Source organism: Streptomyces sp. NPDC029674 (assembly GCF_044903205.1).
Classification (GTDB): Bacteria; Actinomycetota; Actinomycetes; order Streptomycetales; family Streptomycetaceae; genus Streptomyces.
Genome location: NZ_JBJDPY010000009.1, coordinates 339,331 through 351,313, shown reverse-complemented (window position 1 = coordinate 351,313; position 11,983 = coordinate 339,331). Strand labels below are relative to the sequence as shown.

Annotated in this window: 11 protein-coding genes; 3 read left to right on the top strand and 8 right to left on the bottom strand. The window is 71.9% G+C overall.

Translation table 11 applies throughout. From position 1 onward, the window contains the following. Nucleotides 1-138 precede the first annotated feature (138 nt). Nucleotides 139-771 (bottom strand): DUF6230 family protein, encoded by a 633-nt coding sequence (locus ACI2L3_RS23575; protein ID WP_404754346.1) that lies wholly within the window; start codon nt 769-771, stop codon nt 139-141. Between the two features lie 647 nt (nt 772-1,418). Beyond that, entirely contained in the window at nt 1,419-2,402 is a 984-nt protein-coding gene (locus ACI2L3_RS23570; RefSeq protein WP_404754345.1) for a tetratricopeptide repeat protein, read from the bottom strand. A gap of 284 nt (nt 2,403-2,686) precedes the next feature. Here ACI2L3_RS23570 and ACI2L3_RS23565 point away from each other — a divergent pair, with 284 nt between their 5' ends. Beyond that, nucleotides 2,687-3,325 (top strand): TetR/AcrR family transcriptional regulator, encoded by a 639-nt coding sequence (locus ACI2L3_RS23565; protein ID WP_404754344.1) that lies wholly within the window; start codon nt 2,687-2,689, stop codon nt 3,323-3,325. A 76-nt stretch (nt 3,326-3,401) separates the two neighbouring features. Here the strand turns inward: ACI2L3_RS23565 and ACI2L3_RS23560 are convergent, their stop codons facing one another. Beyond that, a complete protein-coding gene (locus ACI2L3_RS23560) occupies nt 3,402-4,400 on the bottom strand; it encodes an SDR family NAD(P)-dependent oxidoreductase (protein ID WP_404754343.1) in 999 nt (332 codons plus the stop codon). Next, a complete protein-coding gene (locus ACI2L3_RS23555; protein ID WP_404754342.1) occupies nt 4,397-5,542 on the bottom strand; it encodes a UDP-N-acetylglucosamine--N-acetylmuramyl-(pentapeptide) pyrophosphoryl-undecaprenol N-acetylglucosamine transferase in 1,146 nt (381 codons plus the stop codon). Before ACI2L3_RS23555 ends, ACI2L3_RS23560 begins: the two co-directional genes overlap by 4 nt. A gap of 64 nt (nt 5,543-5,606) precedes the next feature. Between ACI2L3_RS23555 and ACI2L3_RS23550 the strand changes: the two genes are divergently transcribed. Both ACI2L3_RS23550 and ACI2L3_RS23545 read left to right on the top strand, forming a co-directional pair. Next, entirely contained in the window at nt 5,607-6,350 is a 744-nt protein-coding gene (locus ACI2L3_RS23550) for a response regulator transcription factor (protein WP_404754341.1), read from the top strand. Further along, nucleotides 6,347-7,762: a sensor histidine kinase gene (locus ACI2L3_RS23545; RefSeq protein ID WP_404754340.1), complete on the top strand. Its 1,416-nt coding sequence runs from the start codon at nt 6,347-6,349 to the stop codon at nt 7,760-7,762. The genes ACI2L3_RS23550 and ACI2L3_RS23545 overlap by 4 nt, the downstream gene beginning before the upstream one ends. A 12-nt stretch (nt 7,763-7,774) precedes the next feature. Here ACI2L3_RS23545 and ACI2L3_RS23540 read toward each other — a convergent pair whose 3' ends face one another. From ACI2L3_RS23540 to ACI2L3_RS23525, 4 genes are all read right to left on the bottom strand, one after another. After that, nucleotides 7,775-8,875 carry an alpha/beta fold hydrolase gene (locus ACI2L3_RS23540; protein ID WP_404754339.1) on the bottom strand — a complete coding sequence of 367 codons (1,101 nt, stop codon included), beginning with the start codon at nt 8,873-8,875 and terminating at the stop codon, nt 7,775-7,777. Nucleotides 8,876-9,270: 395 nt separating this feature from the next. Next, entirely contained in the window at nt 9,271-10,971 is a 1,701-nt protein-coding gene (locus ACI2L3_RS23535) for a methylmalonyl-CoA mutase (RefSeq protein ID WP_404754338.1), read from the bottom strand. A 74-nt stretch (nt 10,972-11,045) separates the two neighbouring features. After that, nucleotides 11,046-11,378: a DUF3817 domain-containing protein gene (locus tag ACI2L3_RS23530; protein ID WP_398301307.1), complete on the bottom strand. Its 333-nt coding sequence runs from the start codon at nt 11,376-11,378 to the stop codon at nt 11,046-11,048. An 87-nt stretch (nt 11,379-11,465) separates the two neighbouring features. Beyond that, on the bottom strand, nt 11,466-11,975 hold the full coding sequence (locus ACI2L3_RS23525; RefSeq protein WP_404754337.1) for a MarR family winged helix-turn-helix transcriptional regulator: 510 nt from the start codon (nt 11,973-11,975) through the stop codon (nt 11,466-11,468). Nucleotides 11,976-11,983 lie beyond the last annotated feature (8 nt).

Here is an 11,983-nt window from a genome sequence, read left to right as displayed (position 1 = left end):
CCGGCGGTACGTGAATTCGGTGAAGCTCTGCGGTGGCGGGCGGGAGAGTGCTCTCCCCGCCCGCCGGGCCAGTCACTGTCCCGTGCCCGCCCTGACGGGCCGGCGGGTCAAGGACTCAGCGGGTGCTCGAGCGGATGCTCAGAAGCATTCGTTCTTGCCCTTGTGCAGCTTCATGTTGAGGCCGCTGAGCTTGAAGGTGCCCGCGCTGGTCGCCCAGGCCGTCTGCTCGATGTTCTTCAGGATGGCGCGGTCGGCTTCCTGGGCGAAACCGTTCGGGTTCGCCTGCTCCTTGCCGCCCTTCATGCCGGGGCCCTTGGTGGAGGACCCGGCAGCGACACCGATGTTGATGTTCCTGAACTCGGCGTCGGCATCCAGCTGCGCCACGTCGATGTACAGGTTCTTGGCCTCGACCGGCGTCTTGCCGCCGCCCGCCCGCAGCTGCAGCGTGACATCGCCGAGCACCGGGATGTGCGTCACGACGGACTGGCACATGTTGGTGATCTTGGCCTTCTTGAAGGCCGAGACCGAGACCGGGTGAGAGGCCTTCTCACCCTTCATGTCCACACCGACGTCGACGCCGCCGTACTGCACCATGCCGCGGCCGTCGAGCTTGTCGGCCGAGACCTTGAACGACTGGCCGGACACGCTGAACGATGCCGCGAGCGCGCCCTGCGAGAGGGCGACACCTATCGCGGCCGTAGCCGCGACGCTCGGCACCATGACTACGGCGAACCGCTTCCATCTGGTTCCGCCACGAGCCACAGATTCCATGACTTTCCTCCTTCTCGGACGTACATCTCCGGCCCTGACTGCTCCCTTTCGGGCGGCTCAGCCGGGCAGGGATGGGAGAAGTGCTACGTCCTCGGGAAGGAGAGCGCCCGCATCGGAGGCGCGCAACCGCACCACGTTCACCGGCGATCACCCCCGAGCGACAACCACTGGTCGCGCCTGACGCATCACGCACAACCTCACGGACAGGCCCTGCCGGATACGGCAGAGACCCCCCTGTCCAGACCGGCGACGGCGTCACCGGCCTGCTCGGTGGGGACCCGAAGGGCCCGCTCCCGACTGGCTTTCGGGTTGCGGGTCATCGGACCGAGCGTGGCCGATCGTGGTGCATTCTCGGCCCCCGCACAAGGGGGTTCGTTACTGGCTAGTAACGGCCGGATAACCGATGCGCGACCGCGCGGTATCGGTCGGCCACGGACGGTGGCTCAAAGAGGTGTCACAGAACGGGGCATCAGCGGGCACAACAGCCCAGAGGGATACCCGTCTCTTACTCCCAGTAACAGTGGCCGCGTTTGCCAAGTTTTGGCAAAGCGCGGCCACTGTGGTGTCCCGGGAACAGACTTTTCACTCCGGCATCACACCGCCCCGCGTTTAGGGACTGGTCAGCCGGAGGGGGTGGTGCGGCCGGGTCAGAAGAGGACCCGGGCGAGCGCCGTACGCGCCGACGTCACGCGCGGGTCGTCGCCGCCCACGACCTCGAAGAGCTCGAGGAGCCGCACCCGCGCGGCGTCCCGGTCGTCGCCCGCCGTGCGCCGCACCGTGTCGATGAGCCGCCCGAAGGCGTCCTCGACATGACCGCCCACCAGATCCAGGTCGGCCGCGGCGATCTGGGCCCGCACGTCCGCCGGGTTGTCGGCGGCGTCCTTGCGGACCGCCTGCGGGTCCAGACCCTGCACACGCTGGAGCAACTCGGCCTGCGCGAGGCCCAGCTTGGCCTCCGTGTTGGCCGGGTCGTCGCTGAGCACGTTCTTGTACGCCTGCACGGCACCGCCGAGATCGCCCGCGTCCAGCGCCTGCACGGCCGCTTCGAGCAGAGCGTCGTAGGGGCCGGCCGGCACCTCGGCCGGCGCGGGGGCCTGCTGCCCCGAGGCGTCGGCGTCGACCACGAGGCCGGTGAGGCCGAAGCGCTCCTCGCCGACCTGGATGAGCTGGTCCAGGGTCTGGCGGATCTGCGCCTCGGGGGCGGCACCCTGGAAGAGGGGGAGGGCCTGTCCGGCCACCACCGCGAAGACAGCCGGGATCCCCTGGACCCCGAACTGCTGCATCAGCATCTGGTTGGCGTCGACGTCGATCTTGGCAAGGAGGAAACGGCCGTTGTATTCCTGCGCGAGCCGCTCGAGGAGGGGGCCCAGCTGCTTGCACGGCTCGCACCACTCGGCCCAGAAGTCGATGACGACCGGGACCTCGGTGGAGCGCTGCAGGACCTCGCTCTCGAAGCCGGCCTCGTCGACATCGATGACGAGGGAGGCCGGGCTCACCGCGGCGCCCGCCGCGCCCCCGCCCTGCCGCGCCGCTTCGGCGCGCGCCTGCTCCGCCTTCGCCTTGGCCTCTTGGGCCGCCTTCACCGCGGCGAGGTCGACGACTCCGCTCATGGACATGTTCCGTGGCTGCATGAGTACATCCTCCCCCAACCCGTGCGGGAACCGTGCCCGTCCGCGAACCCCGCCGGATTGCGGGACTGCACGGGCGACACGGTCCAAAGGTTGGCGCGGGGTCCCCACCCCGTGCCGGTGGTCGTGCTGTGTGGTTGTCTCTCGTGGCTCCGGCCGACGTCTCTCGTGGCTTTCGCTACGCGTCGTAGCGTAACTGCCGTGACGGGGTGCTGGGGAGCCCCTCCCGGTGATCTCCCTCACTGTGCACCCGGGACCGCTCCGTACTGGCCGGTATGGTCGCGGCCATGCAGAGCCGTACGTCCACCACTCCACCCGCCCGCACCGGGGGCCGCCCGCGCAGCGCGACCGCCGACGCCGCGATCCTGGAGGCGACCCGGCAGGGCCTCGTCGAACTCGGCTGGTCCAAGCTGACGCTGGGCGCCGTCGCCACGCGCGCGGGCGTCGCCAAGACGACCCTGTACCGGCGCTGGGCGGGCAAGAGCGAGCTGGTCGTGGACGCGGTGGCGGAACTCTTCGACGAACTGGAACTCCCCGACCGGGGCAGCCTGGCCGCCGACATCGAGGGCGTCGTCCTGCAGTTCGCGGTGTTGCTCGGGCGCCCCGAGACGAAGACCGCGCTGATGGCGGTGGTCGCCGAGTCCACGACGGACGAGCCCCTGCGGGACCGCATCCGCGCGTCCATCGTCGACCGCCAGAAACGGCTGGTCCTCGCGGGCCGCGAGCGCGCCCAGGCCCGCGGCGAACTCCCACCCGAACCAGACCCCCTGGCCGCGTCCCGCACCGCCGACCTCATCTTCGACGTGATCGCCGGCGCGGTGGTCCACCGCGCCCTGGTCAGCGCGGAACCGGTGGACGAGGAGTGGGCACGCCGCTTTACTTTGCTGCTGCTCGGCGGCTTGGCGGCGGCAGCGGCGCAGCCCTGAGCGGGTGACGCAAGCACGGTCGAGTCAGGGGCGCGGGGAACTGCGCGACAAGCCCCCACCGCCCCGCACCCAAAGCTCAGACCTGATACCGCTCAGGCGCAAACAGGTGCAGATTCTCGGCGACCCAGGCCGAGGTGTGCTTCAAGCCCTCCGTGAGGGAGACCTCCGGAACCCACCCCGCCCACTCCCGGGCCCGGGAGTTGTCCGACAGCAACCTCTCCACCTCGCTCCCGGAGGGCCGAAGCCGCGCCGGATCGACGACCACGGACGCCTCCCGCCCCGACGCCGCGATCAGCGCCTCCGCGAGGTCACCGATGGAGATCTCCCGGCCCACGCCGAGATTGACCGCGTGGCCGAGCGCCCGGTCGGCGACCGCCATCGCCATGAACCCCCGCGCCGTGTCCGTCACGTACGTGAAGTCCCGCGTGGGCGTCAGCGAGCCCAGCTTGATCTCCCGGGCGCCCGCGTGCAGTTGGGCGAGGATCGTGGGGATGACGGCGCGCGCCGACTGGCGCGGCCCGTACGTGTTGAAGGGGCGCACCACGGTCACCGGCAGTTCGAAGGCGTGCCAGTGCGAGAGCGCCATCATGTCGGCGCCGATCTTCGACGCGGAGTACGGCGACTGCGGCTGGAGCGGGTGGGACTCACTGATCGGCGCCGTCAGCGCGGTCCCGTACACCTCACTCGTGGACGTGTGCACCATGCGCCGCACGGAGTGCCGCCGGCAGGCTTCGGCGACGTTCTCCGTGCCGACCACGTTCGTCTGGACGTACGCGCCCGGGGAGTCGTACGAGTACGGGATGCCGATCAGCGCGGCGAGGTGGAAGACCGTGTCGCAGCCGGCGACCGCGTCCATCACGCGCCCCGCGTCCCGCACGTCGCCCGCGATCATCTCGACCCGCGGGTCGCCGAGGAGGTGGGCGAGGTGGCCCTTCTCCGCGTACGGCTTGTAGTGCACGAAGGCGCGGACCTTCGCGCCCGCCTCCAGGAGCAGGTCGACGAGGGTCGAGCCGATGAAGCCCTCGGCGCCGGTGACGAGGACGGTGCGGTCCTGCCAGGAGAAGGTGGTGTTCATGCGTACTCCAGGTGGGGTGTGGTGTGGGCGAGGTGCAGGACCCGCTCGGCGAGCAGGCCGGCCGCGTGGGCGTGCGGGCCGGGGTCCGCGGCTCCGCTCATCGCGGCGAGCCGCACCGGGTCCGCGAGCAGCGGCCCGACGGTCCGCGCGAGGCGGTCCGCGGTGGTCTCCGCGTCGGGCAGGAGGATCCCCGCGCCGGCGTCGGAGAGGACCCGGGCGTTGTGGGTCTGGTGGTCGCCGGGCGCGTGCGGGTAGGGCACGAGGACGGCGGGGACGCCGGTGGCGGCGAGTTCGGCGACGGTCGCGGAGCCGGCCCGGCAGACGACGAGGTCGGCGGCGGCGTAGGAGAGGTCCATGCGGTCGAGGTAGGGGACGGCGCGGGCGACGGCGTCCCCGCCTTCGAGGGCCAGGCGGGCGCGGGTCTCCTCCAGCGCCGCCGGGCCGGTCTTGATGAGCAGGTGGACGTCGCGGCGGTCCCGCCACCGCTCCGCGAGGCCGACCGCAGCCTCGGTGAGGCGGGCCGCCCCGAGGCTGCCGCCGTTGAAGAGGATCAGGCGGGCGCCGGGCGGCACGCCCAGCTCGCGCCGGGCCTCGTCGCGCAGCGCGGCCCGGTCGAGCGCGGCGAGCGGCGCGGCGATGGGCATCCCGGTGGTGTGCGCGCGTTCGCCGCCCGGCAGGTGGGCGCGGCTGCGGTCGAAGGCGACCGCGATGTTCGGGGTGAGCCGGGCGGCGAACCGGTTGGCGCGTCCGGGTACGGCGTTGGACTCGTGGATGAGGCTGGGCAGTCCGGCCATGCGGGCGCCGACGATGACGGGGGCGCTGGGGTAGCCGCCCATGCCGACGGCGGCCTGCGCGCCCTGCTCGCGCAGGATGGCCCGGCACTGGGCGCCGGACTTCAGGAGTGCGGCCGGCAGCAGATAGCGGCGGGCACCGAGCGACGGGTCGAAGGGGATCATGTCGACGGTGTGGAGGCGGTACCCGGCGTCGGGTATGAGCCGGGTCTCCAGGCCCCGTTCGGTGCCGACGAAGGAGATCACCGCGTCCGGCACGGCCCGGCGCAGCGCGTCGGCGAGGGCGAGGCCGGGGTAGATGTGCCCGCCGGTGCCGCCCGCGCCGATCACGACGGAGAGAGAGGTTCGCATGGCAGTGGAGCCTCACGCGAGGGTCTAAGAGGGTTTTAAGAGCCGCGTTTGGCACCTTTGGTGCATGAGTTTCGCGAGCGTGACCAGCAAGGGCGGCCCGCCGGGCGCGGGCGGGACGGCACCGCACCGGATCCTCGTCGTCGACGACGACCCCGAGGTACGGGCCGCCGTCGAGGACGCCCTGACGGTCGAGGGTCACCACGTGCGGGGCGCGGCGGACGGTCATCGCGCGCTCACGGCGGTGGCCCGCTGGCAGCCGGACCTGGTGGTCCTGGACGTCCTGATGCCGGTCATGGACGGCCTCGCGGTCTGCCGCCAGCTGCGCGCCGCGGGCGACCGCACCCCGGTCCTCGTGCTGACCGCGCTGGACTCGGTGAGCGAGCGCGTGGACGGTCTGGACGCGGGCGCCGATGACTACCTGGTCAAGCCGTTCGCCCTGGACGAGCTGGTGGCCCGGGTGCGGGCGCTGCTGCGGCGGGCGACGCCGGAGCGGGCCGCGGACGACGGCGACGACCTCTCGTACGGCGATCTCGTCCTCGATCCCGCGACGCGCACCGGCAGCCGCGGCGGGCGCCGCGTCGAGTTCAGCCGTACGGAGGCCGTCCTGCTGGAGCTGCTCCTGCGCAACGCGGGCCAGGTCCTGCCGCGCGACCTGATCCAGCAGGCCGTGTGGGGCCGCGACTTCGGGCCGGACTCCAACTCCCTCGCCGTGTACGTCGGTTACCTGCGCCGCAAACTGGAGTCGGGCGGCGAGCCCCGCCTCGTCCACACCGTGCACGGCGTCGGCTACCGGCTGGGCTCCCCGTGAGCGCGCGGCGCAGGCTCGGCGCCCGCTGGCGGCGCCGCAGGCCGCTGCGGACCCGCCTCGCGGTGATGGCCGCCGCGGCCGTGGCGGTGGTGGCGATCGGGGTGTGCGCCGCGGCGTTCTTCGTGATCCGCTACAAGCTGTACCAGCAGCTCGACCAGAACCTCGCCCAGTCGGCGACGCTCATCGCCCAGCAGCACCGCTCCGAGGGGCCCGGCGTCATGACGGGCGAGTGCCGGTTCCTGGGCGCGCCCGCCTGCTCGCAGATCGTCCCGGCGGACGCGGCGGACGACCCGGCGGAGCCGTACCTGCTGCCGGTGGACGGGCCGGCCCGGGACGTCGCGGCAGGCCGCCGCACCCCGTACTACTCGAACTTCACGTTGCCGGGCGGCAAGCCGGGACGCCTCTACACCACCACCTTCGGCAAGCAGGGCGAGGCGGTGCAGGTCGCGCTGCGCGCGGACATCGCGGAGCGCGGCGTGCGGCAGGCCGCGGGGCTGCTGGCCGCGGTGGGCGGCGCGGGCGTGCTGCTCTCCGCGGCCGGCGGCTACTGGGTCTCGCGCACCGGCCTTGCGCCGATCACCCGCCTCACCGCCACGGCCGAGCGCATCGCGGCGACGCGGGACGCCCGGCACCGCATCGAGCTGCCGCCGGGACCGCCGGGCCGTGACGGGCACGAGGACGAGGTGACCCGCCTTGCCGCCACCTTCAACACGATGCTCGCCGAGCTGGAGGAGTCCGTGGCCGCGCGCCGCCGACTGGTCGCCGACGCCTCGCACGAGCTGCGCACCCCGCTGACCGCGCTGCGCACGAACGCCGAGCTGCTCGCGAAGGCGGACCGGTTGACGGACGCCCAGCGCGACCGGGCGTCCGGCGCGCTCGGCCGCCAGCTGCGCGAGGTCACCGGCCTGGTGAACGACCTGATCGAGCTGGCCAGGGACGCGGAGCCGCAGCCGCTGCTCGAAGAGGTACGGCTCGCCCCGCTGGCCGCCCACGCGGTGGACGCGGCGCGCGGCCACTGGCCCGCCATCCCGTTCACGCTCCAGGTGGCGCCGGAGGCGGCGGAGCTCAGCGTGCCCGGCGTACCGGCGCGGCTGTCCCGGCTGCTCACCAACCTCGTCGACAACGCGGCGAAGTTCAGCCCGCCCGGCGCACCGGTAGAAGTCACGCTGACCACCACGGAGCGGACCACGGCGGAGCTGACCGTCCGCGACCACGGCCCCGGCATCGCGGAGGAGGACCTGCCGTACGTCTTCGACCGCTTCTACCGCGCGGAGAAGGCCCGCGCACTGCCGGGCTCGGGCCTCGGCCTCGCGATGGCCCGGCAGATCGCGCACGCGCACGGAGCGGAGCTGACGGCGGAACGGGCGCCGGGCGGCGGCGCACTGTTCCGCCTCACCCTGCCCGCGTCCTGAGACTCCGCCGGGCTACTTCTCGTTCCAGGCGCAGCTGCCCAGCGTGGCCTTGCCCTTGCCGAGGAGCCGGTCGGCGTCGCGGGCCATCAGTACGCGGGTGTGGTCGCCCTTGCACACCACGGTGCGGTCCCCGTGCCCGGCCAGGTCGACGAGGATCTGGTCCCAGTGGCGGTACTGCACGTCGTGCCCGGAGTCCGCGTACGAGCGCACCTTCGCCTCGCCCGGCAGCGCCTCCTGCCAGGTCTTCAGCGTGGCGGGCGGCACGGTGGTGTCCTTCTTGCCGCCGTAGAGGTAGACGGGTGCGTCCAGCTTCGACAGGTCGGGTCCCGGGCGCTCGCAGTACAGCTTCTGCTCGTGCACCTGGGGCGCCGGGTCGGCCTGCTGGCCGCGCTGGTTGTAGGTGCGCGCGCCTTCCTCGTACGCCGTGTCGGCGAAGCCCGGGATCGACTTCACGGGGCTGTCGTCGGGGAACGCCCACCACTTGCGGGGGTCCTTGATCTGGTCCTTCACGGCGTCGGTGAGCGCGTCGTCGGAGAGATCGCAGTACGCGGGCTTCGCGCCGAACGGCGGCAGCGCGGCCGCGAGGTGCAGCTGAGAGATCCGCCCGGGGGCGCGCTCGGCGAGCTCGGCGGCGTAGGGGCCGCCGCCGGATATCGCGACGACGGACACGTCGTCCACGCCCAGCTTGTCGAGGACTTCGAGGGCGTCCTTCGCGAAGTCGGCGGCGCCCAGCTTCTTGTCGAACGCGGTGTCGCCGAAGCCGTTGCGCTCCACGGAGATGAGGCGCAGGCCCAGGTCCTCGCGCGTCGAGCGGAAGAAGTCCGTCATGTGCGAGGCGCGGGCGCTGGTGCCGGTGCCGCCGATGAAGAGGACGGGCTTGCCGTCCTTGTTGCCCGTGTCCGAGTAGTGGGCCGTCCGCCCGTCGGAGAGCTTCGCGGCACGCACCTCGGGGCCGAGCGAGTCGAAGTCGTCCTGAACCTTCGGCTCGGGCGGCGGGCTCGCACTCACCTCACCGGAACCGCCGATGAGCAGCGCACCGAGAACGGTGGCGGTCGCGGCTCCGATGGCGATGGCGGCGGTGCGGGCGTGGCCGGTCGGGCCGGTCGAGGTCACGGGGGCTCCTGGGGCGGGGGGTGGTTGACCGCGCGTGCGCCTGCCCTGGCCCCTGGGCCTCAAACCTACGAATTCTCGCCGCCCGGCCGGGGCGGGGGCACTTTGCCTCTTTCGTCCACATCTGCGGGTGGGTGGGGGCTGGTCGCGCAGTTCCCCGCGCCCCTAAAAACACCCCCGCACCCGGCAACGCGCAGGCGCCCCACCAGGGGCGCGGGGAACTGCGCGCTCAACCCCCACAGCCCGCAGACGACAACGCACGACGGGCCCCTCCAGGGGCGCGGGGAACTGCGCGAACAACCCCCACCCACCCGCAGCCAACCACGCACGACAGGCCCCTCCAGGGGCGCGGGGAACTGCGCGGCCAGCCCCCACCCGCCCGCAGCCGGCGACGAGGCCTAGAACCCCGGCGGCTCCACATACACGCCCCACTCATCGCGAAGCACCCCGCAGATCTCCCCGAGGGTTGCCTCCGCCCGCACCGCCTCCAGCATGGGAGCAATCATGTTCGCCCCGCCCCGCGCAGCGGCAAGCATCGCGTCGAGCGAGGCCCGGACACGCGCGTCGTCCCGCCGCCCCTTGCGCGCCGCGAGCTCCCGCACCTGCTCGCGCTCGACCTCATGGCTGACCCGCAGGATCTCCAGGTCACCCGTGACGGAGCCCTCAAGGCAGTTGACGCCGACGACCCGCTTGTCGCCCTTCTCCAGGGACCGCTGGTACTGGAACGCGGACTCGGCGATCTCGCCGGTGAACCAGCCGTCCTCGATGCCGCGCAGGATGCCGGAGGTGATCGGCCCGATGGGGTGCTGCCCGTCGGGGCAGGCCCGCCGCCCCCGCTCCCTGATCTGCTCGAAGATCTTCTCCGCGTCGGCCTCGATGCGGTCGGTGAGCTGCTCGATGTACCAGGAGCCGCCCAGCGGATCGGCGACGTTCGCGACGCCCGTCTCCTCCATGAGCACCTGCTGCGTACGCAGCGCGATCTCCGCGGCCTGCTCGCTGGGCAGCGCGAGGGTCTCGTCGAGGGCGTTGGTGTGCAGGGAGTTGGTCCCTCCCAGCACCGCCGCCAGCGCCTCCACGGCCGTACGCACCACGTTGTTGTACGGCTGCTGCGCCGTGAGCGAGACACCCGCCGTCTGCGTGTGGAAGCGCAGCCACTGGGCCTTGTCGGTCTTGGCGCCGTACTCGTCGCGCAGCCAGCGGGCCCAGATCCTGCGTGCAGCGCGGAACTTGGCGATCTCCTCGAAGAAATCGACGTGCGCGTCGAAGAAGAAGGAGAGGCCGGGCGCGAAGACGTCCACGTCGAGTCCGCGCGAGAGGCCCAGCTCCACGTACCCGAAACCGTCCGCGAGGGTGTACGCGAGCTCCTGCGCGGCCGTCGCCCCGGCCTCGCGGATGTGGTAGCCGGAGACCGAGAGCGGCTTGTACGCGGGGATGTCGCGCGCGCAGTGCTCCATCAGGTCGCCGATGAGGCGCAGGTGCGGCTCGGGCTGGAAGAGCCACTCCTTCTGGGCGATGTACTCCTTGAAGATGTCGGTCTGCAGTGTGCCGTTGAGGACGGCCGGGTCGACGCCCTGGCGCTCGGCCGCGACGAGGTACATGCAGAAGACGGGCACGGCGGGCCCGCTGATCGTCATGGACGTCGTGACGTCGCCGAGCGGGATGTCCTTGAAGAGGACCTCCATGTCGGCGGCGGAGTCGATGGCGACACCGCAGTGGCCGACCTCGCCGAGCGAGCGCGGGTCGTCGGAGTCGCGCCCCATGAGGGTCGGCATGTCGAAGGCGACGGAGAGGCCGCCTCCGCCGTTGGCGAGGATCATCTTGTAGCGCTCGTTCGTCTGCTCGGCGTTGCCGAAGCCCGCGAACTGGCGGATGGTCCAGGTCCGGCCGCGGTACCCGGTCGGGTAGAGCCCGCGCGTGAAGGGGTACTCCCCCGGCCAGCCGATCCGCTCGAACCCGTCGTACGTGTCCCCGGGCCGCGGCCCGTAGACCGGGTCGACGGGGTCCCCGGAGAGCGTGGTGAAGTCCGCGTCGCGCTTGCGGGCCTTGTCGTAACGGGCCTGCCAGCGTCGGCGGCCTTCCTCGATCGCGTCAGCGTCCATACCATTGAATTTACTAGGACGTCCTAGTAAAAGTCGATGGGCAACCGCCACGGACCTGTCCGTGACGGTGCGGGTTACGCCTTCGCGGTGACCGGCGAACCGTCGGCGATCAGCGGCTCGACGTCACGGGCGACCTTGCGCTCGACGAAGAACGCGGCCGTCGGGATCGTGCCGGAGACCAGCACCCACAGCAGCTTCCCGAACGGCCACTTCGCCTTGGAGCCCAGGTCGAAGGCGAAGATCAGGTAGATGATGTAGAGCACGCCGTGCACCTGCGACACGACGAGCGTCAGACCCTCGCCCTTGTCGAAGCCGTACTTGGCCACCATGCAGGCGCACAGGATGAGGAGCATGACGGCGGTGACGTAGGCCATCACCCGGTAGCGGGTCAGCACGCTGCGTTTCATGGCTACGAGCGTAACCGTCCTTTTCGCGCGATCTTCGCCGCCCCCGCCCCGACCGGAACGAGCGGGCCCGTCGCCCGGCGACCGGGCCTACTTCTCCTCGAAATCCCGCGCGGCCACCCGCAGCGGCCGCAGCATCGCGAAGATCTCCCCGCACTCCTCCGCGTCGTACACCCCGAGCCCGAAGTCCATCGCCATCAGCTCGCGCGTGGCCGCCTCGACGACCTCGCGGCCCTTCTCGGTGATGGAGGCGAGCGTGCCGCGGCCGTCGTTGGGGTTCGGGCGCTTGTCGACGAGCCCGGACTTCACGAGCCGGTCGACCGTGTTCGTCACGGACGTCGGATGCACCATCAGCCGCTCGCCGATCTTCGACATCGGCAACTCGCCGGCCTGCGAGAAGGTGAGCAGCACCAGCGCCTCGTAGCGCGCGAAGGTCAGTCCGTACGGCTTGACGACCGCGTCGACCTCGGCGAGCAGGATCTGGTGCGCCCGCATGATCGAGGTGATCGCGCCCATGGCCGGGACCGATCCCCAGCGCTGCTTCCAGAGCTCGTCGGCGCGGGCGATGGGATCGAAGGGGAGGCTGAGCGGCTTCGGCACGGCATCGA

Excerpts from the sequence above, each read along its gene's own strand:
- ACI2L3_RS23575 (WP_404754346.1), bottom strand. The coding sequence starts at position 771 with ATGGAATCTGTGGCTCGTGGCGGAACCAGATGGAAGCGGTTCGCCGTA.
- ACI2L3_RS23570 (WP_404754345.1), bottom strand. The coding sequence starts at position 2,402 with ATGCAGCCACGGAACATGTCCATGAGCGGAGTCGTCGACCTCGCCGCG.
- ACI2L3_RS23565 (WP_404754344.1), top strand. The coding sequence starts at position 2,687 with ATGCAGAGCCGTACGTCCACCACTCCACCCGCCCGCACCGGGGGCCGC.
- ACI2L3_RS23560 (WP_404754343.1), bottom strand. The coding sequence starts at position 4,400 with ATGAACACCACCTTCTCCTGGCAGGACCGCACCGTCCTCGTCACCGGC.
- ACI2L3_RS23555 (WP_404754342.1), bottom strand. The coding sequence starts at position 5,542 with ATGCGAACCTCTCTCTCCGTCGTGATCGGCGCGGGCGGCACCGGCGGG.
- ACI2L3_RS23550 (WP_404754341.1), top strand. The coding sequence starts at position 5,607 with ATGAGTTTCGCGAGCGTGACCAGCAAGGGCGGCCCGCCGGGCGCGGGC.
- ACI2L3_RS23535 (WP_404754338.1), bottom strand. The coding sequence starts at position 10,971 with ATGGACGCTGACGCGATCGAGGAAGGCCGCCGACGCTGGCAGGCCCGT.
- ACI2L3_RS23530 (WP_398301307.1), bottom strand. The coding sequence starts at position 11,378 with ATGAAACGCAGCGTGCTGACCCGCTACCGGGTGATGGCCTACGTCACC.